This window comes from Nocardia sp. NPDC101769 (assembly GCF_044766925.1).
Classification (GTDB): domain Bacteria; phylum Actinomycetota; class Actinomycetes; order Mycobacteriales; family Mycobacteriaceae; genus Nocardia.
Genome location: NZ_JBIWMX010000015.1, coordinates 153,932 through 179,600 on the forward strand (window position 1 = coordinate 153,932; position 25,669 = coordinate 179,600).

The 25,669-nt window shown below is 69.7% G+C and carries 19 protein-coding genes; 8 read left to right on the top strand and 11 right to left on the bottom strand.

Annotated features, from left to right (window positions below):
• Positions 1 to 177: 177 nt before the first annotated feature.
• A complete protein-coding gene (locus ACIRRA_RS23765; RefSeq protein ID WP_402771816.1) occupies positions 178 to 1,680 on the bottom strand; it encodes a DHA2 family efflux MFS transporter permease subunit in 1,503 nt (500 codons plus the stop codon).
• Positions 1,681 to 1,693: 13 nt separating this feature from the next.
• Entirely contained in the window at positions 1,694 to 2,383 is a 690-nt protein-coding gene (locus tag ACIRRA_RS23770) for a PadR family transcriptional regulator (RefSeq protein WP_402771819.1), read from the bottom strand.
• A gap of 251 nt (positions 2,384 to 2,634) precedes the next feature.
• Between ACIRRA_RS23770 and ACIRRA_RS23775 the strand changes: the two genes are divergently transcribed.
• Positions 2,635 to 2,757: a hypothetical protein gene (locus ACIRRA_RS23775; RefSeq protein WP_402771821.1), complete on the top strand. Its 123-nt coding sequence runs from the start codon at positions 2,635 to 2,637 to the stop codon at positions 2,755 to 2,757.
• Positions 2,758 to 2,839: 82 nt separating this feature from the next.
• Here ACIRRA_RS23775 and ACIRRA_RS23780 read toward each other — a convergent pair whose 3' ends face one another.
• Entirely contained in the window at positions 2,840 to 6,598 is a 3,759-nt protein-coding gene (locus ACIRRA_RS23780) for a multifunctional oxoglutarate decarboxylase/oxoglutarate dehydrogenase thiamine pyrophosphate-binding subunit/dihydrolipoyllysine-residue succinyltransferase subunit (RefSeq protein ID WP_402771824.1), read from the bottom strand.
• Between the two features lie 112 nt (positions 6,599 to 6,710).
• Positions 6,711 to 10,457, bottom strand: coding sequence for an ABC transporter ATP-binding protein (locus tag ACIRRA_RS23785; RefSeq protein ID WP_402771827.1), 3,747 nt, complete (start codon positions 10,455 to 10,457; stop codon positions 6,711 to 6,713).
• Between the two features lie 143 nt (positions 10,458 to 10,600).
• Between ACIRRA_RS23785 and ACIRRA_RS23790 the strand changes: the two genes are divergently transcribed.
• Positions 10,601 to 11,134 (top strand): VOC family protein, encoded by a 534-nt coding sequence (locus tag ACIRRA_RS23790; protein ID WP_357001910.1) that lies wholly within the window; start codon positions 10,601 to 10,603, stop codon positions 11,132 to 11,134.
• On the opposite strand, the gene ACIRRA_RS23795 is transcribed toward ACIRRA_RS23790, so the two are convergent.
• From ACIRRA_RS23795 to ACIRRA_RS23810, 4 genes are read right to left on the bottom strand one after another with little or no spacing between them, the layout of a single operon-like run.
• The gene (locus ACIRRA_RS23795) at positions 11,135 to 11,923 is read right to left on the bottom strand and encodes an ABC transporter permease (RefSeq protein WP_402771831.1); all 789 of its coding nucleotides are present in this window, start codon (positions 11,921 to 11,923) and stop codon (positions 11,135 to 11,137) included.
• Positions 11,920 to 12,054 carry a hypothetical protein gene (locus tag ACIRRA_RS23800; RefSeq protein ID WP_402771833.1) on the bottom strand — a complete coding sequence of 45 codons (135 nt, stop codon included), beginning with the start codon at positions 12,052 to 12,054 and terminating at the stop codon, positions 11,920 to 11,922. The genes ACIRRA_RS23795 and ACIRRA_RS23800 overlap by 4 nt, the downstream gene beginning before the upstream one ends.
• Positions 12,051 to 12,998 (bottom strand): ABC transporter ATP-binding protein, encoded by a 948-nt coding sequence (locus tag ACIRRA_RS23805; protein WP_402771836.1) that lies wholly within the window; start codon positions 12,996 to 12,998, stop codon positions 12,051 to 12,053. Before ACIRRA_RS23805 ends, ACIRRA_RS23800 begins: the two co-directional genes overlap by 4 nt.
• Positions 12,995 to 13,711: a hypothetical protein gene (locus ACIRRA_RS23810; protein WP_402771977.1), complete on the bottom strand. Its 717-nt coding sequence runs from the start codon at positions 13,709 to 13,711 to the stop codon at positions 12,995 to 12,997. Before ACIRRA_RS23810 ends, ACIRRA_RS23805 begins: the two co-directional genes overlap by 4 nt.
• Before the next feature lie 260 nt (positions 13,712 to 13,971).
• Between ACIRRA_RS23810 and ACIRRA_RS23815 the strand changes: the two genes are divergently transcribed.
• Together ACIRRA_RS23815 and ACIRRA_RS23820 are read left to right on the top strand one after the other, a co-directional pair.
• The gene (locus tag ACIRRA_RS23815; RefSeq protein WP_402771839.1) at positions 13,972 to 14,811 is read left to right on the top strand and encodes a helix-turn-helix domain-containing protein; all 840 of its coding nucleotides are present in this window, start codon (positions 13,972 to 13,974) and stop codon (positions 14,809 to 14,811) included.
• Positions 14,812 to 14,815: 4 nt separating this feature from the next.
• Positions 14,816 to 15,235 carry a VOC family protein gene (locus ACIRRA_RS23820; RefSeq protein ID WP_402771842.1) on the top strand — a complete coding sequence of 140 codons (420 nt, stop codon included), beginning with the start codon at positions 14,816 to 14,818 and terminating at the stop codon, positions 15,233 to 15,235.
• 5 nt (positions 15,236 to 15,240) lie between these two features.
• Here ACIRRA_RS23820 and ACIRRA_RS23825 read toward each other — a convergent pair whose 3' ends face one another.
• Positions 15,241 to 16,272, bottom strand: coding sequence for a glutathione S-transferase family protein (locus tag ACIRRA_RS23825; protein WP_402771845.1), 1,032 nt, complete (start codon positions 16,270 to 16,272; stop codon positions 15,241 to 15,243).
• Between the two features lie 221 nt (positions 16,273 to 16,493).
• Between ACIRRA_RS23825 and ACIRRA_RS23830 the strand changes: the two genes are divergently transcribed.
• A complete protein-coding gene (locus ACIRRA_RS23830; protein WP_402771847.1) occupies positions 16,494 to 17,288 on the top strand; it encodes an enoyl-CoA hydratase/isomerase family protein in 795 nt (264 codons plus the stop codon).
• Between the two features lie 331 nt (positions 17,289 to 17,619).
• Positions 17,620 to 18,858: a class I adenylate-forming enzyme family protein gene (locus tag ACIRRA_RS23835; RefSeq protein ID WP_402771850.1), complete on the top strand. Its 1,239-nt coding sequence runs from the start codon at positions 17,620 to 17,622 to the stop codon at positions 18,856 to 18,858.
• A gap of 121 nt (positions 18,859 to 18,979) precedes the next feature.
• Here ACIRRA_RS23835 and ACIRRA_RS23840 read toward each other — a convergent pair whose 3' ends face one another.
• Complete coding sequence (locus tag ACIRRA_RS23840) at positions 18,980 to 19,714, bottom strand: tyrosine-protein phosphatase (protein ID WP_402771853.1); 735 nt, start codon at positions 19,712 to 19,714, stop codon at positions 18,980 to 18,982.
• A 375-nt stretch (positions 19,715 to 20,089) separates the two neighbouring features.
• Here ACIRRA_RS23840 and ACIRRA_RS23845 point away from each other — a divergent pair, with 375 nt between their 5' ends.
• On the top strand, positions 20,090 to 20,572 hold the full coding sequence (locus ACIRRA_RS23845; RefSeq protein ID WP_402771856.1) for a TetR family transcriptional regulator: 483 nt from the start codon (positions 20,090 to 20,092) through the stop codon (positions 20,570 to 20,572).
• 64 nt (positions 20,573 to 20,636) lie between these two features.
• Positions 20,637 to 21,815 (top strand): amino acid deaminase/aldolase, encoded by a 1,179-nt coding sequence (locus ACIRRA_RS23850; protein WP_402771859.1) that lies wholly within the window; start codon positions 20,637 to 20,639, stop codon positions 21,813 to 21,815.
• Positions 21,816 to 21,836: 21 nt separating this feature from the next.
• On the opposite strand, the gene ACIRRA_RS23855 is transcribed toward ACIRRA_RS23850, so the two are convergent.
• Positions 21,837 to 25,421: an AAA domain-containing protein gene (locus ACIRRA_RS23855; protein WP_402771862.1), complete on the bottom strand. Its 3,585-nt coding sequence runs from the start codon at positions 25,419 to 25,421 to the stop codon at positions 21,837 to 21,839.
• Positions 25,422 to 25,669: the final 248 nt, after the last annotated feature.

The following is a 25,669-nucleotide window of genomic DNA, read 5'->3' on the forward strand; positions in this document are numbered from 1 at the left end:
GCCCCGCTCCGGCGAGACCCACCGGCCGCTCATGCCCCGGCGGCGAGACGCTGGTGGACCCTCCCATCGAGACGAGCCTCGACTGGACCCGCCTCATGGGCCTGCTGCACTGACCCGGCAAAAAAGCGCCGCCTGCCGGAAACATCTGGCAGACAGCGCTTTTCGATCACCGGTCGATCAGTGCGCGCCGATATCGGCCTTCGCCAGATCGTCGCTCCGACCACTCGCCGCCTTGCCGTACCCGATGAACAGGGCCGAGGCGACGACGCCGATCAGCAGGATCAGGGCGGGCAGGTACATGGACTGACCCAGCGCGGTGCTGATCTTGTCAAGCAGGGCGGCCTTGAGGTGCGGGTCCTGGATGTGGCTCAGGCCGCCGTTACCGCCGCCGCCTTCACCGATGGGTCCGCTCGGAAGACCCTGTGCGGCAATACGGGCCGTCAGCAGCGCGCTGATCGCGGCCGAACCCAGCACCGAACCGACCTGACGGGTGGTGTTGTAGACACCCGCGCCCGCACCGGCCTGCTGCACCGGCAGGTTGTGGGTGGCGGTGGTGCCCAGCGGGGCCCAGATGCAGGCATTGGCGATACCCGCGAGGCCGCCGACGATCATGAACAGCGGGATCGAGCCGTCCGGCTTCATGAGCACCGCGAACCCGAACAGGGTCGCCGAGAACAGCGCGAAGCCGATGGTCGGGATGATGCGGGGCGGCGTCTTGTCCGAGATCTTGCCGATGATCGGCGCGAACACGCCGGTCAGGATGGCCATCGGCGCGAATACCAGGGCAGAGCGGGTGGGCGTCAGGTCGTGCACCTGCTGCAGGTAGAAGTAGGCGGGTACGAACACACCCGTCACCGCCGCGCCCATGGACGCGATGGCGAAGTTGCCCAGCGCGAAGTTGCGGTCCTTGAAGAGACTCAGCGGTACCAGCGGCTCACCGGTATTGCGCGCCTGATTGACCACGAACAGCGCCAGCACCACCAGACCGGCAATGATCATGGCCCAGATCCAGGCGTCCCAGTGGTGGGTATTGCCCTCCTGGATGCCGAACACCAGCAGGAACATGCCGATCGCCGAGAGCGCCACACCGACCAGATCGAACTTGTGTTCGTGCGTGGGCAGCGACGGCACCAGCCAGAACGCCAGCGCGAAGGCGATGATGCCGATCGGCACGTTCACGTAGAAGATCCACTGCCAGCCCTGCCAGTCCACCAGCACGCCGCCCAGGATCGGGCCGACCAGGGTGGCCAGACCGGCCACGCCGCCCCACAGGCCCATGGCCGCGCCACGCTTGTCCGGCGGGAAGGTGCGCATGATGACGGCCATGGTCTGCGGCGTCATGAGCGCCGCGCCCAGGCCCTGCACGGCGCGGGCCGCGATCAGCATGTTGATGCTGGTCGACTCGGCACACCACAGCGAGGCCAGGGTGAACACAGCCAGGCCGCCGAGGTAGATGTTCTTGGGACCGAAGCGATCTCCGAGCCGGCCGGTGACCAGCAGCGGCACCGCGTAGGACAGCAGGTAGGCGGAGGTGACCCAGATGACCTGGGAGACATCGGCCTGCAGGTCCTTCATGATCGCCGGATTTGCCACCGCGACGATGGTCATGTCCAGCAGGATCATGAAGAACCCGACGACCAGCGCGTATAGCGCCAGCCACGGATTGCGTTGAGTGGACATGGGATTCGGGTTCCTATCTCGGGTGGTGGGTGCGGACGGCGGCCAGGTCCTCGGCGGTGAGGCCCGCGCCCCAGTCATGGCCCTTGTTTTCCTCGGGGATGGCGCGGCGTTCGCCTTCGGCATCGAAGGGCTCCCACTCCAGCGCGCCGCTGTCCAGGTCGTCGATGAAGCCGCGCAGCCAGCGGGCCTCGGTCACGGACAGGTCGTGGACATAGTCGATGGCCACCCAGTACCGCCTGGGGACCTGGCGGTTGCTCGCCCACTCGCGCAGCGCCTCGAGTTCGGTGATCCGGCTCTCGATCCAAGCGATACGTTCGCGCAGCACGGCGGCGACTTCGCCAGCGGGCAGATTGTGCGCTTCGGCCAGCGCGACCGGGAAGATCGGATACTCCTTCACCGGTTGCCGCAGCAATTCCGAGATGCGGGCCCGCAGTGCCGCGCGCCCGGCCGTGCGGATTCGGTAGGTGGTCCGTTCGGGCCGGTTGCCGGCGCGATCGGTGCCCTCGGCCAGGACCAATTCCTGCTCGGCCAGCCGGGCCACGGTGTGGTACAGCGACCCGGGCTTGATCTTCACCAGCTCGTCCTCGTGGCGGCTGATCAGGAGCTGATACATCTCGTAGGGGTGCATGGGCCGTTCTTCGAGCAGCGCGAGCACCGCGATCGCCAAGGGCGTCAACGCTGGTATCGCCTGCTGTTTCGCCACCCGGGCCTCCGTTCTCGTGACCGTTCGACGCTAGCGCCGGTCACCGACATCCTCCGTACCAAATATTCCACGTGGAATATACGATGCGGAACAAGCTGGGGCAACCCCGACCGGCCGCACGCCCCTCGCTGTGATGGCCATCACGACTCTGGCGAAATGCCTTGCCGCAGGCCATTTCCCGACAGGCCGCAAGTAATTCGGGCCGGTAGCATCAACTTTCGTTACGGAAATCGCAGAAAGAGGTACACGCAATGTCCGATCAGGAATCGACCCAGGACACCGCCGCCGCTGAGGGCATCGCCGCCATGATGGCGGTCTGGGACCTCAAGGGCTCGGACGACGCTGAGGCCGAAGGCGACGCGCAGGACAAGTAATCCCGCACTCCCGCAATGGAAAAGCCGCCCGCCGGATCGGAAGATCCAGCGGGCGGCTCCGTTTCACCGCAATCCGGCCGAATTATGCGGTCGGGGAGAACGCCTCGTCGATGATCTCCTGCTGCTCCACCGCGTGCACCTTGGACGAACCCGAGGACGGGGCCGACATGGCGCGACGCGAGATGCGGCGCAGCTTGCCGAAGCGGGCCGGCAGGATCTCCGGCAGGTTCAGGCCGAAGAACGGCCACGCGCCCTGGTTGGCCGGCTCCTCCTGGACCCACGCCAGATCGCCGGCGTTGGGGTACTGCTCCAGCGCCTCGTTCAGGCGGAACTTCGGAATCGGGTACAGCTGCTCGACGCGCACGATGGCGACGTCGTCGCGGTTGTGCTTGTTCTTCTCGGCCACCAGCTCGTAGTAGATCTTGCCGGAGGTGAGCAGCACGCGCTTGACCTTGGCGCGGTCGCCGTCGCCCGACTCGTAGGTGGGCTCCTCGAGCACGCTGCGGAACTTGTTGTCCGTGAAGTCCTCGACCTCGGAGATCACGGCCTTGTTGCGCAGCATGGACTTCGGGGTGAAGACCACCAGCGGGCGCCGGATGCCGTCCAGGGCGTGGCGGCGCAGCAGGTGGAAGTAATTCGACGGGGTGGACGGGACGGCCACTGTCATCGACCCCTCCGCACACAGCTGCAGGAAGCGCTCGATACGACCCGAGGTGTGGTCCGGGCCCTGGCCCTCGTGACCGTGCGGCAGCATCAGCACGACCTCGGAGAGCTGACCCCACTTGGCCTCACCCGAGGAGATGAACTCGTCGATGATGGACTGCGCGCCGTTGACGAAGTCACCGAACTGCGCCTCCCAAAGGACCAGTGCGTCCGGGTTGCCCAGCGAGTAGCCGTACTCGAAACCGACAGCGGCGTACTCGGACAGCGCCGAGTCGTGCACCGCGAACCAGCCCGGGTTCTTCGACCCGATGTTGTGCAGCGGGGTGTACTCGTCACCGTTCTTGCGGTCGATGATCACCGAGTGCCGCTGCGAGAAGGTGCCGCGACGGGAGTCCTGACCGGTCAGGCGAACGGCCTTGCCCTCGTCGATGAGCGTGCCGAAGGCCAGCAGCTCGGCCATGGCCCAGTCGACCTTGCCCTCGTAGGCCATCTCGCGACGCTTCTCCAGCACCGGCTTGACGCGCGGGTGCACGCTGAAGCCCTCGGGCACGTTCACGAACGCGTCGCCGATGCGCTGCAGCACCGTCTTGTCCACGGAGGTCACCAGGTTCGGCGGCAGCTGCTGCTCGTCCTCGACCGACTCCGACGGCTCCGGCGGGAACTTCTCCAGCTCGCGCACCTCGTTGAAGATCCGCTCCAGCTGACCCTGGTAGTCACGCAGGGCGTCTTCGGCTTCCTTCATGGAGATGTCGCCACGGCCGATCAGGCTCTCGGTGTACGCCTTGCGGACCGAGCGCTTGGTGTCGATCACGTCGTACATGCCCGGCTGGGTCATCGACGGGTCGTCGCCCTCGTTGTGGCCGCGACGGCGGTAGCAGATCATGTCGATGACCACGTCGCGGTTGAACTTCTGCCGGTAGTCGACGGCCAGCTTGGCCACCCACACACAGGCTTCCGGGTCGTCGCCGTTCACGTGGAAGATCGGGGCGCCGATGAACTTCGCGATGTCGGTGGAGTATTCGGTGGACCGTGAGTACTCCGGCGCGGTGGTGAAGCCGATCTGGTTGTTCACCACGATGTGCACGGTGCCGCCGGTGCGGTAGCCGCGCAGACCCGACAGGTTCAGGGTCTCGGCCACCACGCCCTGGCCGGCGAAGGCCGCGTCACCGTGCAGCATGAGCGGCACGACCGAGAACGACCGCGCCTCTTCACCCTTGGTGACGATGTCTTCCTTGGTGAGCAGGTCCTGCTTGGCGCGGACCAGACCCTCCAGCACCGGGTCGACGGCCTCGAGGTGCGAGGGGTTGGCCGTCAGCGAGACCTCGATCTCGTTGTCGCCGAACATCTGCAGGTAGGTGCCGCGCGCGCCGAGGTGGTACTTCACGTCGCCGGAGCCGTGGGTGGCGGCCGGGTTCATGTTGCCCTCGAACTCGGTGAAGATCTTCGAGTAGGGCTTGCCGACGATGTTCGCCAGCACGTTCAGGCGGCCGCGGTGCGGCATGCCGATGATGACCTCGTCGAGGGCGTACTCGGCGCACTGGTCGATGACGGCGTCCATCATCGGGATGACCGATTCGGCGCCTTCCAGCGAGAAGCGCTTCTGGCCCACGTACTTGGTCTGCAGGAAGGTCTCGAACGCCTCGGCCGCGTTGAGCCGGGACATGATGTACTTCTGCTCGGCCACAGTGGGTTTCGCGTGCTTCTGCTCCACGCGCTCCTGAATCCACTTGAGCTGCTCGGGATCCAGGATGTGGGTGTACTCCACACCCACGTGGCGGGCGTAGGCGTCGCGCAGGATGGACAGCACGTCGCGCAGCTTCATGCGCTCCTGGCCGTGGAAGCCCGCGACATTGAATTCGCGGTCCAGATCCCACAGGGTCAGGCCGTGCTGGGTGACGTCCAGGTCGGGGTGCGAGCGGAACTTGTCCTTCACCAGCCGCAGCGGGTCGGTGTCGGCCATCAGGTGGCCGCGGCTGCGGTAGGCGTTGATCATCTCCTGCACGCGGGTCGACTTGTCGATACCGCGTTCCTGAACGTCCTTGCGCCAGCGCACCGGCTCGTAGGGGACACCCATGCCGTGGAAGATCTCGTCGTAGAACTCGTCGGAGATCAGCAGGTTGTGGACGGTCCGCAGGAAGTCGCCGGACTCGGCGCCCTGGATGATGCGGTGGTCGTAGGTCGAGGTCAGGGTCATCAGCTTGCCGATACCCATTTCGGCCAGCTGCTGGTCGCCCATGCCCTGGAACTCGGCCGGGTACTCCATGGCGCCCGCGCCGATGATCGCGCCCTGGCCCAGCATCAGGCGCGGCACCGAGTGGTTGGTGCCGATGGTGCCCGGGTTGGTGAGCGAGATGGTGACGCCGGCGAAGTCGTCGTTGGTCAGCTTGCCGTCGCGGGCGCGGCGCACGACGTCCTCGTAGGCGCTGTGGAACTGCGCGAAGGTCATGCCCTCGGCGTTCTTGATGGCCGCGACCGCCAGCGCGCGGTTGCCGTCCTTGCCCGGCAGGTCGATGGCCAGACCGAGATTGGTGTGCGCCGGGGTGACCGCGTTCGGCTTCCCGTCGACCTCGGCGAAGTGCCGGTTCATGTTCGGGAAGGCCTTGATGGCCTGCACGATGGCGTAACCCAGCAGGTGGGTGAAGGAGATCTTGCCACCGCGGGTACGGGCCAGGTGGTTGTTGATGACCAGGCGGTTGTCGATCATCAGCTTGGCCGGGATGGCACGCACGGAAGTCGCGGTGGGGATGGCCAGCGACGCCGACATGTTCTTCACGACGGCCGCGGCGGGCCCGCGCAGCACCTTGGTCCCGTCCTCGGCGGCGGGCTTGGGGCCGCCCGAGGTCGGGGCCGCGTTGGAGCTGGGGGCGGGAGTGGTCTGGGGGGTGCGCACCTGGGCGGGGGCCGGAGCCTGGGCGGGGGCGGCCGGGGCGGGGGTGGCGACCGGGGTGGAATTCACGGCGGGGGCCGCGGCGGCAGGTGCCGGAGCGACGGCGGCGACCGCCTGGCTGTTGTTACCAATCTCGGCAGTGTTCTCCGGCGTGTAATCCGCCAGGAACTCGTGCCAGCTCTCATCGACGGACGAGGGGTCTTGCTTGTACTTCTGGTACATCTCGTCGACAAGCCACTGGTTCTGTCCGAACTGGTCTGTTGAGCTGCTCACAGCAGGTGTTCGCCTCATTTCGTTCTTCGCGCTGCGACGTTTGTGACGTGCCCGGCACGGGTAATCGGCGGATGCGCGCCGATGCGCCCCCACTGAGGATATGCCCACCCCTGTTCGCCGTCGGGCATGGCTACCACCGAGCGGACGCCTTCTCTTGTGACGACTCGTCTTCGCCCGAGAATATTCCTTCCGTCGCCTGCGCCGCGGCCCACAGGTGGGAGTACGGGCCGCGTGCCGCGAGGAGTTCGTCGTGGGCGCCGATTTCGCTGATCCGGCCGTGCTGCACGACGGCGATCCGATCGGCCTGGGCGGCGGTCGCCAGCCGGTGCGCGACGATGACCGAGGTGCGGCCGCGCGTCACCGATTCGCTTGCGACCAGCACCGATGCCTCGGCGGCCGGATCCAGCACCGCAGTGGCCTCGTCGAGCAGCAGCAGATCGGGGCGGACCAGTTCGGCGCGGGCCAGGGCGATGAGCTGCCGCTGCCCGGCCGAGAGCCCGCGTCCGCGTTCCCCGACCGGTTGCCGCATGCCCTGGGGCAGCGCGGTGATGGTGTCCAGCGCCCCGACCGCGGCGGCGGCCGCCTCGATTTCCTCGGGACTCGCAAATGGTTTGCCAAATGCAATGTTGCTGGCGATGTCGCCGGTGAACAGGTGAGCTTCCTGAGGCACCACGCCGAGCCGCGAGCGGAACTCGGCGAGGCGATAGTCGCGAATGTCCACGCCGTCCACACGAATTGTGCCGGCGCTGTCCGGATAATGGCCACTGTCATGCATTTCAGCTATGGAGAGCGGCGTGACACTGGCGGAAAGTTCGTGATTCCCCTCACCCGCCGTCCTCGGCATGTTGTCGCCCGTCGTCCGGGGCATGTCATAGAGCCGGGCGAGCAGCTTCACGATGGTCGACTTGCCCGCGCCGGTCTCGCCGACCAGCGCCAGGCTGCCGCCCGCCGGGATGGTCAGGCTGACGCCCTCGAGCGCGGGCCGCACCGCGCCCGGGTACTGGAAGCGGACATTGTCGAAGACGACCTCCCCGCGCAGCCGCCCTTCGATGGGCGCCGCGTCCGCGGGATCCGCGGCGATGGAGGACCGCGTGCGCAGCAGTTCCCCGATCCGCCGCAACCCGACTCGTGCCTGCTGATACCCGTCGAACAGCTGCGAGAGCTGCATGATCGGCCCGAACAGCAGCTGCAGGTAGAGCACGAACGCCACCAGCGTGCCCGGCGTGGTGGACCCGTGCGCGACCGCCCACGCCCCGGTGAAGACCACCGACGCCAGCGCCAGATCCGCCCACATGCCGACGAAGGCGAAGAAGGTGGCGATGGCCCGCTGCGCTCGCATCCGGCTGACCCGGAAATTGTCGGAGTACCCGGCGAATCGGCGTGCGGAGCTGGCCTCGTGCCGATTGGCCTGCACCACCCGCAGTCCCGCGACATTCTCGGCGAAGTCGGCGTTCACGGTCGCCGAATGTTCGCGTGCGGCACTGTAGGCCGAGTCGGAGACCTTGCGGAACCACCAGGTGGCGAGGAGCAGCGGCGGCAGCGTCACGAACACGACCAGCGCCAGCTGGAAGTCGATCACCAGCAGTGCCACCGCGATGCCGGCCACCGTCAGCAGCGCGACGAGCGCGTCCGGCAGACCGGTCTGCATGAAGGTGGACAGGGCGTCGATGTCGGTGGTCATCCGGGTCATGATGCGGCCGGACAGTTCTCGCTCGTAGAAGTCGAGGCCGAGTCGCTGCAGGTGGGCGTAGCTGCGGACCCGCAGCCCGAAGAGCACGCGCTCCCCGGCCCGATTGCTCCACAGCAGTGAGGTCGAGGCGACCAGCCAGCCCAGCCCGACCAGCACGGCCCCGATCGCGGTGGCCTGCACCAGCGCCCAGCCGTCGTGCTTGCCGACGCCCGAGTCCACCGCGTACCGCACCACGGACGGGAAGCCGACGCCCACCACCGCGTTCAGCGCGAGCAGCACCATGGTGCCGGCGACCAGCCACTTCACCAGCCGCAGCGCATGGCTCAGCCGGAAGCCCGGGTCGGGCTCGCGCAGCTCGGCCGCGTCCAGCCCCGGCCGCTCGGTGGCCGGCGGCAGCTTCCCCAGCACCCGCCGCACCTCCGCCGGTGTGTCCCGATCGATCGAGTCCTGGCTTCCGGCAGCCGTTTCCGCGGTCACGTCCCGCGCGTCCGTGGTCACCGATACCCGCTCGTCGCCGGATTCCGGTGCGGGCAGCCGGATCACGCGGTCGGCGTGGGAGAGGGTGGATTCGCGGTGGGCCAGGATGAGGGTGGTGCGTCCGGAATCGGTGGGAAGGGACGCGAAGATGGCGGCCTCGGTGACGGCGTCCACCGCGGAGGTGGCGTCGTCGAGGACGAGGATGCGCGGGTCGGCGAGCAGGGCGCGGGCCAGTGCGATGCGCTGGCGCTGACCGCCGGAGAGGGTCAGGCCGCGTTCGCCGACCACGGTCTCGTAGCCGTCGGGCAGGGCATTGATGAAGTCGTCGGCCGCAGCCTGTTTGGCGGCGGCGTGGATCTCCGCCTCGGTGGACTCGGGTCGGCCGAGGGCGATATTGGCGGCGATGGTGTCCGAGAGCAGGAAGGCCTCGTCGAAGACCACGCCGACCGCCGAGCGCAGGTCGGCGGCGCGCAGGTCGGCGATGTCGGCGCGGGAGTCCTTGCCGTACAGGGCGATCCGGCCCGAGCCGGGGGAGTAGAAGCGGGGCAGCAGCAGGCTCAGGGTGGATTTGCCCGAGCCCGCCGGGCCGATGACGGCCACCGTCTCGCCGGGGGCGATGTTCAGCGTGAAGTCGCGCAGCACGGGCCGGCCGGGCTCGAAACCGAAGGTGAGATCATCTATTTCGATGCCGAGCGGTCCTTCGGGCACCTCCACCGGGTGCTCCGGATCGATGCGTTCGGGCGCACTGTCGATGACCTGGTTCACGCGTTCGGCCGCCGCGCGTGTCAGCTGCGCCATGACCACCACATACGACACGATCCGGGTGGAGTTGGTCATCGTCGACACATACGCGACGAAGGCCAGGAAGGTGCCGAGCCCGATGCTGCCGTGGAAGGCGAGCAGCCCGCCCGCCGCGATCACCGCGACCAGACCGGCCTGCGGAATCGATCCCAGGGTCGGGCTGAAGCGGGCGTCGATATGGGCGGCGCGCATCCGCTCGGCGTACACGTTGCGGCCGTGCTGCTCGAGCACGTCGACCATACGGGCCTCCTGCCCGAAGCCCTTCACGACGCGCACGCCGGTGACGGTCTCCTCGACGTGCTGGGCCAGGTCGGCGGCGCGCTGCTGCGCGGACCAGGTGGCCGCGTACAGCCGCGGCCGTACCCGGTAGACCACCAGCGCCAGCACCGGCACCACCAGCAGCGCGGCCAGGGCCAGCGGCGGCGAGAGCCACAGCATGACGCCCGCGGCCAGCACGAATTGCAGTGCCGCCACCGCGGACCAGGGACCCATGGCCAGCAGGCCCTGCACCAGGGTCAGGTCGCTGATCGAGCGCGAGATCACCTGCCCGGTGCGCAGCCCGTCCTGTCCGGACCCGTCCAGCCGTTGCAGCGCGGACAGCAGATCCACGCGCAGTTCGTGCTGGACGTCGAGGGCGAGCCGCCCCGCGAGCATGCGCCGCCCGAAAGAGGCGAGGAAGCGGCCGACCGCGAGCACACCCAGCGCCACGGCCATGGCCGCGATGATGCCGGTGTTCCCGGCGGTCGCGCCGTCGAGGGCGCGCTTGGCCAGCAGCGGCCCGGTCACCTCCACCACCGCGCCTAGCACGATGGCCAGCCCCAGCCCGGACAGCATCCACGGGTGCCCGGCGCACCGTTCCCACAACCTGCGCAGCCAGCCGCGCACGGTATCCACATCCTTCGAAGTCATCCCGGAGAACAACTGTCTCCCCACCCCCACTTTGTTCCCGTCGTCGTGCCGCCCTGTCCAGTGTGCCGGGACGGTGGCTTGTGCGGCGCGGCACGCCATGGTCGGCTGGTTCGGTCACGGTCCTTCGAAATGGAGTCGCCCCCATGCCGATTCAGCGTCTCAATCATGCCGTCCTGTTCGTCTCCGACGTGGAGCGGTCGGTCGCCTTCTACAGCGAGGTGCTGGGCTTTCGTCGCCTGCCCGGCGGTTTCCCGGGCGGGGCGTTCCTGCAGGCGGCCGGGTCGGCCAACGACCACGACCTGGGCCTGTTCCAGTCGCCGGACCCGGCGGTCCCGCACCGCACCGGCCGCGTCGGTCTCTACCACCTGGCCTGGGAGGTGGACACGCTGAGCGAACTGCAGCGGGTGCGCGACGCCCTGGTCGCGGCGGGCGCGCTCACCGGGGCCTCCGACCACGCCTCCACCAAGGCCCTCTACGCCGCCGACCCCGACGGCATCGAATTCGAGGTCTGCTGGCTGGTTCCCGACTCCGCGGTGGAAGCGGAGCTGGCCGCCATGACCGCTCCGAGCCTCCCGCTGGACCTGCCCGGTCTCATCGCGAAGTACGGCGCGGACACTCCCGGCGGCCCGCGGACCGATCACGAGGTGTGGCGGCGGTTGTTCTCCGGCCGCGCCTGATCAGAGGTCGCGGCGGGTGAGCATCCACCAGGCGGCCGCGCCCGCCGCGGCGCTCCACAGCACCAGCAGCGCCATGGCGGCCGGGGTCGGCGCCAAGAGCGCGCTCTTGGCGTAGCGGCCGCCGCTGATCGCCCCGACCGTCGAGGACACCGGCAGGATGGCCGCCAGCCCGCCGAATCCGATGGCGCGCGCGGTGATCCAGATCAGCGGCTCCAGCACGGCCCAGCCCAGCACGGCGGCCAGCGCTCGGGTGGGCGAGCGCAGCACGATACCGATCGCGGTGCCGATCACCGCCCAGCACACCGCTGCCAGCGCCACCCCGGCCAGCACGCCGAAGAAGCCGCCGTCCAGGGGCACCCGGGAGCCGCCGGCCAGCCGCATGGCGGCCCCGCCCAGCACCTCCATCAGCAGCACGGTGCCGAGCGAGAACGCCCCCGCCACCGCGAGTTTCGCGCCGAGCAGCAGGGTGCGGTCAGGGGTGTACAGCGAGCTCATCGCCAGCGATCCGGCCTGGAAATCGGTGCCCGCGCCGAGCGCCCCGAAGGCGGCGGCCGCCGCGACCGTGAGCACCAGCACCCAGGTGGTCAGCAGTGCCGCCCAGCCGGATCCGGAGCTGAAGCCCTGCGCGTGCTCGTCGCCGGGCTGGAAGCCGGTGCCCAGCGCCACGAACGCGATCACACCCGCCGCGATGACCCCGCCGCCGATCAGCCAGTTCAACCGCACCGAAGTCACCTTCCGCACTTCGGAATTCGCGGCCCGGGCGACCACCGGCGGCACAGTGAGGATCATCGAATGTCCTTTCGTGGGAGGTCATCGACCTCGCGCAGGCGTGCGGCCCCGATCGGGCGGGCGCGGGCGGGCCGCCGACGGCCCGCGTCTCCGGCGATGGCGCGGATATCGTTGTGGCGCAACGACTTCACCGGTAGCTCCGGTAGGTGGCCGGGCCCGGGTACGCGGGGGCCGGAGGCCCGCTGTGGGTGAGGGCGGCCAGGACCTGATCGGGATGAATGTGTTCGGGGGTGATCTCGGTGAGCTGGACGCGGGCCGTGGAGGCGGCCGATTCCAGTTGCGAGAGCGAGGCTTCCGCGATGGCGAGGCGGCCGTCGGGCCGCATGACCGCGTCGGTGAAGCCCTGCGCGGCCAGGGTGGTGGCCAGCGCGATCGGGCTGGAGGCCTTCACCAGCAGCCGGTCGGGGTGGCTGCGGCGCAGCCGGGCCGGGCTGCCCTGGTAGGCGATGCGCCCGCGGTCCAGCACGAGGAGCTCGTCGGCGATGGGCAGCACGGTGCTGAGCGTGCGGGAGGTGAGCAGCACGGTGCCGCCGCGGCGGGCGTGGCCGCGCAGATAGTCGTTGAGCCAGGCGGTCTCGCCGACATCGAGCCCGGCGGCCGGATCGTCGAGCACCAGCAGCGGCGGGTCGCCGAGCAGCGCGACGGCTAACGCCAGCCGGGTCCGCATGCCCTCCGGCAGGCCGCCGATGCGCTCGTCGGCGGCCTCGGTGAGCCGCACCAGCGCCAGCAGTTCCTCCGCCCGGGCATCGGAAATGCCTGCGGCGGAGGCGTAGACGCGCAGCTGGGCGAACACCCGGCGGGCCGGGTGCAGGCCGCGCGGATTCAGCATGGCGCCCACCACCTGGCGTCCGGCCTGCGCGCCGGAGCCGGGTCCGCCCACGCTCGCGGTGCCGGAGGTGGGGGTGAGCAACCCGAGCAGCATGCGCAGCACCGTGGACTTGCCCGCGCCGTGCGGGCCCACTAGGGCGGCCACCTTGCCGGCGGGCACCACGAAGCTCACGTCCTCGACCGCGGTGACGCTCTCGAAGGTCTTGGTCAGGCCCCCGGCGGCGAAGGCGAGCGGCCGCGCGCTCACGGCTGCAGGTTCCGGGTCGGCGCCTCCACCGCGGGCAGCGGATCGGCGTCGATGACCAGGGGCTGCGGCCAGGTCAGCGGCGGCGCGCCGAACGCCTTGCGGGCATTGTCGACCACGCCGTGCCCGATCGCCCGGTTGCCGAATCCGCCGATGGCCGCGCCGATTCCGGCCGGAATCACCTTGCCGACCATGAGCGCGCCGCGTTTGGCGATGAACTGGATCATGAACCGTTTGAGCAGCGAATCGTTCATGGCGCTCAGGCCCGGGATCTTGGCCGCCAGCAGCCCGCCCCAGTTCTTGGCCGAGTGCCCGACGCTCTTCTGCACGATCTCCATGCCGCTCTCGCCGAGCACCACGGCCAGCACCAGGGCGCGGCGGCGCTCCTTGTCCTCGGGCGCGACTCCGTGCACGGCCGCCACCGCCAGGGTGAACACCGCGGACGCCTCCAGGAAGAAGGCGGTCTCCGCGCTCATGGCCGCCAGCGACGCCACCGTCCCGACGCCCGGCACCGCCGCGGTCGCGCCGACCGCCGTGCCGGAGGTGGTCACGGTATTGAGGTAGAGCTTCTCGATGCGCGCGATAATCTGCCCGGGCGTCTCACCCGGATGCGCATCCCGCAGCTTGCCCACGTACTTCGTGACAGCCGGGGCCTGTACCTGGGACCCGTTGTCGAGCAGCGAGACGACCGCGTTTTCGAGCCCGGCCTTGAACATCGACGACAACCCCTTCTCCGTGCGGTCCTCCGGACCGAGACTCTATGGCACCTGTATCCAATATGCCCTCCGCTTCGCTCCGGGCGGCTTCTCGGCCCCGAGGTCTCGTTTCTTCCCTCCTCCGGGGCGCAGGTCTGTGGAGCCGTTCGCGCCCCGCTCCGAGGCGGAGGTCTATCCAGCCACGGTCCGGAATCGAGACGGCCGCCAAGCATTCGGCGTCTCTGCTGCACGCGGGTCCGTGATCGGTCTACGGTGGTCGAGTGGCAGGCGTGTCCGAAGGCGCGTCGGGGGTGCCCGACCCGCGGTTGCGCGCGTACGTCCTCGGGTACGAGGGCTATCTGCTGCACGGCTTCGCGCCGGGTACGCATGTCGGGATGCCCGCGTCGGCGCTGACCGTGATCATCACCATCGACGAGCCCATCCACGTGCCGGTGTCCTCGCATCCGGAGCAGGCGGGCGGTCACTGGGACATGCTGGCCAGCGGGCTCACGGTGCGGCCGGCGGTGATCGCGCACAACGGGTCCCAGCACGGGGTGCAGCTGAACCTGACGCCGCTGGGCTGCCGGGCGCTGTTCGGGATGCCCGCGGCGGCGCTCGGGTCGTGGATCGTGGATCTGGCCGACGTGCTCGGGCCGCGCGCGGCGGAGTTGCGGGAGCGGCTGTCGTCGGCGCCCTCGTGGCCGCGGCGCTTCGCCGTCATCGATGAAATCCTGCTGCGCCAGGTGGATCCGGTGCACTGGGATGCCGAGCTGACCCACGCCTGGACCCTGTTGTCGGGCCCCGACCCGGCGGTGCGGGTGGCCGCCGTGGCCGACGAGATCGGCTGGAGCCGAAGACATCTCGACAGCCGCTTCAACGCCGAGTTCGGCATCACCCCCAAGGACGCCGCCCGGGTGGCCCGCTTCGAACGCTCGCACCGCCTGCTGCGCGACCCGATCCTGCCCGCGCTCGCCGCGGTGGCGGCCGCCGCCGGGTACTACGACCAGGCGCACATGGCTCGCGAGTGGCGCGAACTGGCAGGTATGCCCCCGTCGGTGTGGCGGGAACGCGAGGAGTTCCCATTCGTCCAAGACCAGCGGGCCGCCGAGGTCGGACGCTAGTCCCATGAGCGAAACGACAACCCCCATCGAGACCGGCACCGTCGTCTGGCCGACCCTGGTCTACCGCGACGCCCCGGCCGCCATCGCATTCCTGGAGCGGGCCTTCGGCTTCGAGACCACCGCCCGCTACGACGAGGGCGGCACCGTCGCGCACGCCGAACTCGCCTGGCCGGGCGGCGGCGCCATCATGCTCGGCGGCGTCCGCGAGGGCATGGCGCTGGACTGCCAACCGCCCGGCGTCGGATCGGTGTACATCGCCATCGACGACGCGGACGCACTGTACGCCCGGGCGCAGGCCGCGGGCGCCACCATCACCCGCGAGCTGCGCGATGAAACCGATTACGAGTCACGGGGTTTCACCTGCCGCGACCCCGAAGGCGTCTACTGGAGCTTCGGCACCTACCGGGGCGCGGCCGGCGAATAGCCCGGTCAGGCCGGGGCGTGTCCCGCGGGCACGCGCTCGGCCCCGACCGGCGGGGGCGGCGGGGTACCGTCCCCGAAGGGCCTGCCGCCCAAGGCTTCCCGGCCGTGCGGGGTCAGCCAATTGCCGAGCTCGGGCCCCTTGGGCACCACCCGTGTCGGGTTGATGTCGGTGTGCACGATGTAGTAGTGCTGCTTGATCTGCACGAAGTCGATCGTGTCGCCGAACCCGGGGGTCTGGTACAGGTCGCGGGCGTAGGCCCACAGCACCGGCATCTCGGTGAGCTTCTGCCGATTGCACTTGAAGTGGCCGTGATAGACCGGATCGAACCGGGCCAGCGTCGTGAACAGCCGCACGTCGGCCTCGGTGATGGTGTCGCCCACCAGGTACCGCTGCGTCGCCAGTCGCTGGGACAGCCAGTCGAGTGCGGTGAAGAGCCGGTCGTAGGCGGCGTCGTAGGCATCCTGCCCGCCCGCGAACCCGCACCGGTACACGCCGTTGTTGACCTCGGTGTAGACGCGGCGGTTCACCGAATCTATCTCCGCGCGAAGGTCTTCCGGATACAGCCGCGGTGCGCCGGGCCGGTGGTACTCCGCCCACTCGGTGGAGAAGTCGAGGGTCATCTGCGCGTAGTCGTTGGTGACGACCGCGCCGGTGCGCTCGTCCACGATGGCGGGCACGGTGATGCCGCGCGGATAGTCGGGGAACCGTTTGAAGTAGGCGTCCTGCAGGAAGTGGATACCCAGCACGGGATCCACCTCGCCCGGATCCAGATCGAAGGTCCAGCTGCGCTTGTCGTGGGTGGGCCCGCACAGTCCCAGCGATAGCACCGATTCCAGCCCGAGCAGCCGCCGCACGATCAGCGTGCGATTGGCCCATGGACAAGCCCGCGCCGCCACCAGCCGATAACGGCCGGGCTCGACCGGATACCCGTCCCTTCCGTCGGCGGTGATCCGCGTCTCGATGTAGTTCGTATCCCGCTTGAATTCGCCCGGTTCGACGTAGGTCCCCGGCTCGGATTTCGAGGTCACTGTGTCCATTTTGCCCCTCCGCTTCGCTCCGGGGCGGGTTCGCGGGCCCGCGGTCTCGATTCTTCCCTCCTACGCTCCTCCAAGGCGCAGGTCTATGGAGCCGTTCGCTCCCCCGCTCCGTCAGTCCAGAATCGAGACGGCCCGCGAACCATTGGCTGATCTAGTTGCCGGCGTCACCGATGTCGTGCTCACTCTTTTGTAAAAGTAAGCGGCCGCATACATTCAGGGTCATGACTGACTCGAAGCCCACCCGCCTGGAGCGCATCGTCACCGTCGGCGGCGCGGACGCGGCGATCCTCACCATCGACAATCCGCCGCTGAACCTCTTCGACAAGGCCCTGATGGACACGCTGGCCGCGGATCTCGAGGAGCTGTCGGCGAATCCGCCCCGCGCGCTGCTGATCCGCGCCGACGGCAAGCTGGTCTCTGGCGGCGTCGACGTGCACGTCTTCGACGGCCTGTCGGAGCAGGAGGGCGCGCAGCTGTGGCGGACCCTGTTCGCGCGCATCATCCACCCGCTCGAGGCGCTGCCCTGCCCGGTCATCTTCGCCGCGCACTCGCTGACCCTGACCGCGGCTTTCGAGATGTCGCTGGCCTGCGACATCATCCTGGCCGCGCCCAAGGCCAAGTTCGGTCTGGTGGAGACGGTGGTCGGCCTGACCCCGTCGATGGGGGGCCCGCAGCGGCTGGCCGAGCGCGCCGGTTCCGGCCGCGCCCGCGAGTTCGTCATGACCGGTGACACCTACGACGCCGCCACCATGGCCGAGTGGGGTGTGGTCAATGCGGTGCACGAGGATGTCGACACCGCGGCCCGGGCGCTGCTGGCCCGGCTGGCCGAGGGCCCGACCCGCGCGCACGCCGCCACCAAGGCGATCATCGAGGCCTGGCGCTCCGGCGGTGTGGCGCACGCGGATTCGGTGACTCCGGAGGTGTCCGGGCAACTTTTCGGCACCGCGGATCTGCGCGGTGCGGTGCGCAGCTTCCTGGAGGTCGGTCCAGGAAAGGCCACGTACGCAGGCCGGTAGGCATCGACCGGCCGTGCCGCGGCCGATCGACTGTGCGCGTCCGGGCGTGTCGGCTGCCGCCCGGGCGTGTCAAGCCCGCTACCTGCACTGGTGTGGGATTGGGGGTGACACGAGACCGCCCGGCGGGAATCCCGGTGCGACTGTTGCGAAGACACCGCAAATTCGATGCTTCCGCAGGCTCGGTTGGGGGAATGCGGGGTTGACCGGGCGGCGATCTGTTTCTGTGGGGTCAAAGCCTGACATCCGTTTGCCGACAATCCGCCCATCGTTGTGATCTGCATCATATAGTCACTCATGCCTGCAGGGCTTCGAGGTACCCGGAGGGACGACGATGTCGCAGTTACTCGTGGAATATCCGCAGACGCGAACCGGCTGGTGTGACAATCCGCTTGCCCGCGCCGCCGACGGCATCCTGCGCTACGGCAACCTCACGCCCGCGCTCACCGAACTCCTCGACATCCAGGTCCACACCTTCGCCGCCCGCGAGGCCGTGGTCGAGATCGGCGGACCCCGGCTCACCTACCGCGAACTCTGGTACTCGGCCTCCCGCATCGCCGGCGGCCTGCAGGAGCACGGCATCGGCTACGGCGACCGGGTCGCGGTCCGCATGCCGGTCGGCGCCCGCTGGGTGCAGGCGTTCCTGGGCGCGCTGCTCTCCGGGGCGGTGCCGGTACTGGTCCACGACGGGCTGCCGGATGCCGTGGCGGACCGCGTGATTCATGACGCCTGCGCCGACTTCGTGCTCGACGGCGGCGGCCGCGCGGCAGGCTTCCGCGACGCGCTGCCCGACGGTGCGGCCTTCATCGACGACGGCGCGTCCCTCGGCGAACTGGCACTTCTCAGCTACACCAGCCCCTGCTCCCAGGCGGGCCCGCGCGGGGTGGAACTGACCAACGAGAACCTGCTCTCCGCGGTCCGTTCCGTGGTCGGCGCGCTGGATCTGCCCACCGACGGCCTGCGCAATCTGGTGCTGCTGCCGCTCGCGCACGCCAGCGGCTGCGTCGACCAGTTGCTGCCCACCTTCGCCGTCGGCGGCACCGTGGTGCTCACGCCCGACCGGTCCGCGGTGCCGGAAGCCCTTGTCGCCGAACGCATCGACATGGTCGCGGCGACCCCGCGCATCTTCGCCGGCCTGCTGCCCGGACTGGCCGGGCTGCGGGTGGAGCGGGTGCGGCAGATCTGCAGTGCCGGGCATCGCGCCGAACTGGCCGCGGCCGATCCCACCACCTCCGAATCCGTCGCCAACTCCCTGCGCGCGGTCTTCCCGGAGGCCCGTCAGTGGTCGGTGTGGGGCGCGACCGAGACCTCCGGCATCGGGCTGGCCCGGGACGACACCGCCCCGGGCCGGGACGCGCTCGGATTCGCCTTCGGCGGAACCGAACTCGCGCTGTGGGGCCCGCTCGCGGCGGTCGGTCACGGCGAGCTGCTCTGCCGCGGGCCGAATGTCAGTCCCCGCTACTGGAACGACCCGAAGACCACCGAGTCCCGCTTCACCGGCTCCTGGTTCCACACCGGAAACCAGGTCAGCATCGACCGGAACGGCCTGGTCCGCCGGTCGGACGGGGACTGATCACGCTCCGCCGCGGAGGCAAGACGAGCAGCTCCGCCGCAGAGGCTAGACGAGCAGCTCCGCCGCGGAGGTCGGACAGCAGCTCCGCCGCAGAGGTCGGACAGCAGCTCCGCCGCAGAGGTCAGACGAGCAACCGGGCGCGCAGCGCGTCGCGCAGCTCCGGGGTGATGCCGATCTCGGTGAGATAGCCTTCGAGGCCGCCGTACATGGCGTGCATCGAGCTGGTTCCCGACTCCAGGTACTCGGGGCGGACGCCGAGCAGATCGTCGGAGAGTTCCTCGTCGGTGCCCGCGGTCATCAACGCGCGCAGGGTGGGGACAGCGTCATTGCTGAGCAGGTAGTCGGCGTAGATGTCCTCTTCGATGACATCGACCGCGCGCAGCAGCGTGGCCACGGCCCAGCCGGTGCGGTCCTTGCCCGCGGCGCAGTGCACCAGCGCGGTGCCGCTCAGCACGGAGTCGGCGAGTGACCTGATGGCGACGTGCGCCTCGGGCAGCGCGGGGAAGAGCCGGTAGACCTCGAGCATGTGCCCGGAGGCGCTGCTGTGGCGGCGCGCCTCGTGCGGCGGCGTCTCGCCCATGCGGGGGTCGAAGGGGGTGACCTTCAAACGCACGCCGTCCGGGACGACGTCGTGGCCGATGTGGTCGATCTCGGCGAACCCGCGCAGGTCGTGGACGTCGGTGACGCCCAGCTTGCCGAGGGTGGTCAGGCCGGTGTCGTCGAGTCGGCTGAGCTGGGCGGACCGCAGCAGCACTCCGTCCCGCACGGTGGAACCGCCCGCGGTGCGGGCGCCGCCGAGATCGCGGAAATTGAAGGTGCCGGAGATCAGGAATTGGTCGTGGCGCGCAGAAGTCACCCGCTCAGGCTATCGGTGGGCGGGCGACGCCAGGGTGTCGAACAGTTGAGCGCTGTGGGTTCGCGCACACCCGCTATGTTTCATCGCACACCCGCCGATAAAATACCGTCCAGTCCCAACAACGGCTTTACTGGGCGGTCGTTCAATTTGATCATTCCTATCCGGTCGCGGGCCTGTTCCAATTAGGTAACAAAACATTCTTGAGGTATGGAATGGGCTATCAAAGCTGGTTGCCGGGCCAGAAAAAGACGTAACATCGATACCCGTTGAACGGGTACGTCGGCGTACAAGCCGGAGATCACTGTCGATCTACAAACCCGTTGAGCGAGCCGCGCAGGCGAGGTGCGCGAGTTCTTTCGCCAAAGGGAGTCGTCGTTGAGCGCAAGTGGAGAAATCACCCAGGTCGGAGTTCGTTCGGCCATGATCGAGGCCATCGAGACCACGGCCGGGTCGCTCGATTTCAGGGGTAATCGTGCCCTGCGCATCCTGCTGCACGCGGGACTCAGCACGCTGTGGCCGATCTTGAAATCTTCCCCGGACCGGCAGATCCGTGCCTACGAGTCCACCCTGGCGGTGCTGCGGCGGCGTTGGGAGGGCCAGGCCACCTGTGTCCCGGACCCGGTCGCCTCGGCCATGTTCCGGGAGTTGGACGCCGACGTGACGTCCTTCCTGGACCATTGCGCCCGCCGCTCGGGCACCCAGTGGCTGGAGCCGGTGGATGCCATCGCCGCCTATCTGCTGGCCGTCATCCAGGGCATGGTGCTGCGCTGGCTGGCCGACTGTGATGACGAGATTTCGCTGGTGGTGCTGGACGATCTGGTCTCGTACCTGTCGACCAAGGCCGTCGACCTGCCCTGACGCACACGGCCTGCCCCGAAACTTAATGCTGGACGCATGACCAGGTTCGTGGTCGAATGATCTGGTGACCGATTCGTCGCCGATCAGCGGGCTGCACGCGGCCACCGCCGACCTCGAACCTCCGCTCGCCGCGGTCGATATGACCGCCCTACGCGCCAATGCCGCCGATCTGGTGAGCCGAGCCCGGGGCGTCCCGATCCGGGTGGCCAGTAAATCCGTGCGCTGCCGCGCGGTTCTCGAAGAAGTGCTGGGACCCAAGCTCACCGCCTCCGGCGGCTTCGCGGGCATCATGGGTTACTCACTGCGCGAAGCCATCTGGCTGGTCCGGGAGGGCGCGCGCGATGTACTGCTCGGCTATCCCACCGCCGACCGGCACGCCCTGGCGGAACTCGCCTCCGACCAGCTGCTGCTCGACTCCATCACCCTCATGGTCGACGACACCGCCCAGCTGGATCTGATTCGCGCGGCCGTCGGCAGCGAAAAGGTCGCTCCCCGTGTGTGTCTGGACGTGGACGCCTCGCTGCGCCTCGGCCCGCTGCACCTCGGTGTGCGCCGTTCGCCCATCCGCACCCCCGAGCAGGCCGCCCGGTTGGCCGCCGAAACCCGTTCCCGCGGTTTCCGGGTCGTCGGCGTGATGACCTACGAGGCTCAGATCGCGGGGCTGCCGGACACCAATCTCGCTGTGCGCCTGGTGAAGTGGGCGTCCGCGGCGGAGATCGGGAAGCGCCGCCGCGAGGTGCTGGAGGCGGTGCGGTCGACGGTCGGCCGGCTCGAGCTGGTCAACTCCGGCGGCACCGGGTCCATCGAGGTCAGCATTACCGACCCGGGCGTCACCGAGGTTACCGCGGGTTCGGGCCTGTACCTGCCGACCCTGTTCGACGGCTACCGCAATCTGGCGCGGCGGCCGTCCATGTACTTCGCCACGCCGGTGCTGCGCCGGCCGGCGCCGGGCATCGCCACCGTCTTCTCCGGTGGTTACATCGCTTCCGGGCCCACCGGGGCCTCGCGAGTGCCGAAACCGGTGTGGCCCTTGGGATTGAAGCTGATCGGGACAGAGGGCGCGGGCGAGGTGCAGACCCCGCTCACGGGCGCCGACGGTCTGGAGATCGGCGATCGGGTCTGGTTCCGGCACGCCAAGGCGGGCGAACTGTGCGAGCGCTTCAACGAGGTGCATCTGATCGACGGGGACGGCAGCCGCACCACGGTGCCCACCTATCGTGGTGAGGGGCACTGCTTCGGCTGAGCCGAGGAAGCGGGGCCCGGGCTAGACCCGGTCGAGCTGCAGCACCGCGGCCAGGTCGGACAGCTCGGCGGTGGTGGCCGGGAGGTATTCGGTCAGCAGTGGCGAGCGCACGATGATCGCCGACCACATGGCGCGCGAGATCGCGCTGGTCAGCCAGTGCCGCGACAGCAGCGCGCCGATCCCGTGCGGGGCGTCCTCGGGCGCGGAGGTGGTCATCGAGACCAGCACCACCGCGGCCTCGCGGCCCTGGAAGTGGTCGGGCGTGCCGACCAGGACGTCCTCGATGCGGGCCCGCGACAGCAGGGTCCGGATGCGCGCCACCTGGGCGTGGTAGGGGGCCACCACCAGGATGTCGTGCGGGTGCAGGCGGCGGGTGAGTGCGCCGGTGTGCCAGGGCAATCCGAGCAGCATGCGCACCTGACGCACGACTTCCCGTGCCTCCTCGGCGGATTCGGTGCTGTTGCCGTGGTGTTCCACCGTGACGGTGCGCACGCCGGGCGGGATGCCATCGAGCTCCCGCGCGAGGGTGACCGTTTCATTGGAGCGCAGCCGATTGTCGTAGCGCAGCCGCGATACCGGACCGCACATGCGCGGATGCATGCGCCAGGTGCGGTCCAGGAAGTAGCCGTAGGCGGCGGGCAGGGTGCGGTGCGCGCCGAGCAGCCGGCCCAGCACGGATTCGGCGATGGGCTCGGGATGCGCGCCGTGTCCCGTCGGCGGCGCGGGGTCGCCGACCAGCAGCAGATTGCGGGCGGACACGGCCACGGCCACCGCCTCGGCCAGCGGGAACTTCCCGGCGTCCACGATGACGAGCAGGTCCAGGCTGTCGCGCGCGATGCGCTCGGGATCGGTGAAGTCGCTCGAGAGTCCGCCCACCACACAGCCGTTCACGGCATTGTCGAGGAAGCGCGGATAGCGCGAGGCCTCGATGGGCAGCCATTCCGGCGCCACCGCCCGGCTGTCGGCCTTGGCGACCAGCTCCGGCAGCACGCCCACCTGTACCACGGCGTCGAGCACATGCTCGACCACCTGGTGCGAGCGCGCCACCACGCCGACCCGCCACCGGTAGCGGGTGACGAGCCGTTCCACGGCGCGCGCGGTGGTGTCGGTCTTGCCGGTGCCGGGCGGGCCCTGCACGGCCACATACGAATTGTCGAGATCCAGGACGGCGGCTGTGACGGCGGCGGCGTGATCGCCGAAGACCTCCGGCAGCGCCGTGCCCGCGCGCAGCCGCGGCGGGCGGCGGCACAGGATGTCGAAGACGGCGGTCTCGGGCACCTGGGGGAGGGTCACCAGCAGCTGATGTGCGGTGTCCTCCAAGGCTTCCGCGAGGTGGATGTCGTGGCCGGGCGGGCAGGGCGCGATGGCCGAGGGCAGCTCGTCGTAGGGTTCGCAGCTCTCGGGCAGCATCTCCACCACCCGCACCACGTCCTCGAAATTGGTGTCCAGCGCACAGCCGAGGACGGTGGCGTGCGCCGTCGCGCGCAGGCCCGGGGTGACCGTCATGCCGGGCACGGGGCGATCGTAGAGGGTGAGCACCGCTGTGCCCGGTGGCGGCGCATTGCCGGTGCCCAGCCGTCCGGTGAGGGTCAGGTAGCGCCGCATGGGCTGCTGCCCGGTGCCGTGCCAGTCGGTGTCCACCGAACCGGAGTCGGCGACGAGAACCCCTGCGGTGTCGGCCCATTCGGCCACCGGATGGTCGAGCCGGTCGTCGTGCGCCCAGCGCAGCGGCCGCCGCTCGCGCCGGTGATAGCCCAGCGCCGCCGCCGCGAGCCCGGCCGCCTCCTGCGCCGGGCCGCGCTGCTCGCCGTCGCTCTCCGCGAATTCCCGCAGGGCCGCCTCGATTTCGTCGGGCCCGGTCTCGGCGTAGTCGTAGGACCACCGCCGGCTGGGCCGCACCTCGTGCCCGGCGGCCAGGTCGAGCAGCCAATCCCGCAGTCGCAGTATGGCTTCCGCGCCGCCGCCGCTCTCCTCCTGATTGGGCGGCAGCTGGTGCAGGTCGTAGGAGCGCTCGCCGACCACCAGCGCCGCCCGCACCACCGGGTACAGGTCGACCAGGGCGGGTAGCAGCTCCGCCACCGCATCCTCACCCTCGGAATCGCGTTCGCCAATGGTGTGCAGCAGGCGGCGCAGACCGCCGCGATAGTGGTGGATCCGCAGATCCGGGCATTCGCGCTGGCGCTCGATCAGGAACTCCAGCAGCGCGTCCGCGTCGTCGCGCCGGCGGGTACGGCTCCCGTGACCGAGGGTGTCCGGGCCGTCGGCTCGAATGACGAAGGTGCGCTCCGGTTTCGGTACGGCGGGCGCGGGCACGAATCCCAGCGCGACCGTGCTCACCCCGGGCCCCTGCTCGAAGGTCGCGACCGCGGCGCTACCGCGCTGTTCGGCGAATTGCTCACCGTCGGCCGATTCCGCCGGTTCCTGGACGAATATCGCCGGCGCGGACGAAGTTTCGGCCGAGCGCACGGCCTGCGCGGCCGGGTAGTCCGCCGGCGCCTGGTCGGCCGGCTCGAGGGCGCTGATCTGCACGATCACATCGCCTGCGGTGCGGGTGATTCCGGACCCCGCGCGCGGGAGGCCGGCGGTATCGGGGGGATTGACCGGGGTGACGCTGACGAACAGGTCGCCACGGGTCGGCGCGGGCAGGGCGGCCAGCGCGGACGGATCGATGAGGGCGTGCACCGGACGGCCGGTGCGCTCGCGCAGGATCTGGACCTCGGCCTGGCGGCGCAGGGTGGTCAGGGTGGCGGACGGGATGCCGGTGACGGCGGCGTCGGCGACGGCCAGCCGGTCCACGGTGGTGATCCCCGCGTCGCGCAGGTGGGCGCGGGTGGCCGGGCGCATTCCCGCCACCAGCAGCAGGTCCCGGCGGGTCTCGAGTTCGGTCGTGCAGGTGGGGCAGTGGCCGCAGGCCAGGAAGCGCCGGTCACCCCACTGCACGGGGAGCAGCTCGCCGAGCTTGGTGTCGACGATGAGGTTCAGCCGCGCCCGTCGCGCCTGGTAGACGACGGCGATGTCTGCGAGCGTGTACGTGACCGGGATGCCGTCCTCCCATATCCGCGCCTGCGGCGCCGATCGGAAACCGTTGCGCCGCAGGGCCTCCGCGGCGGCGGCCAGTCCCAGCAATGTCGCGATCCCGCCGCGTCGGTCCGCCACCCCGGCCACGATGTAGTCGTGTCCCTCGGGGGCGTGATCGCGCACCAGGAATTCGCAGCGCGCCACGAAGTTCCCGTCGAACACCACGCCGCCCGCGACCGCCTCGGCGTCCGCCCGCAGTGCGGTCAGCGTCCGGTCGTGCGCGTCCCGCAGTCCGGCCAGCGCCCGCTCGCGCAGGTCCTCGGAGACGAGTGCGGTCGTGGCGAGGGCGTCGGCCGCGGGCCCGGATGGGCGGATGCGGGTGACGCCGGGCCCGTACCGGTCGCGTAGGTCGGCGAGGCGGTGTTCGACGGCCGGGTCGGGGGTGCACGTGAGCGTGCCGGGCGACGGGAACTCGACCGGCGTCACCAGTCCCAGTTCGGCGTCGAGCGCGCGCAACAGCGCGAACTCACAACGCGCCGCCGCCACCAGGTCTCCGGTGCTGCACACGACACGATCACCGAACAGCATCAATCGCGGCCCTCCTGTGCCTGTCCTCCGCCGACACCCGCACCCGGCCGGGGTCGTCATCACATGGCCGAGTCGGGCATAGCGTAATGACTGCGGGCGGTGTGATGTGCTGCCAGGTGCGGCCCGCGCACCGGTCCGGACCCGCCATGACCCGCCCACGTCAGCACGCGATTGCGGGCGATGTTGGGAGACAACGCGACTCGCGCGGGCCGCAGCCGCCGACAGCGGCTCGATGCCCGGTCGGACGC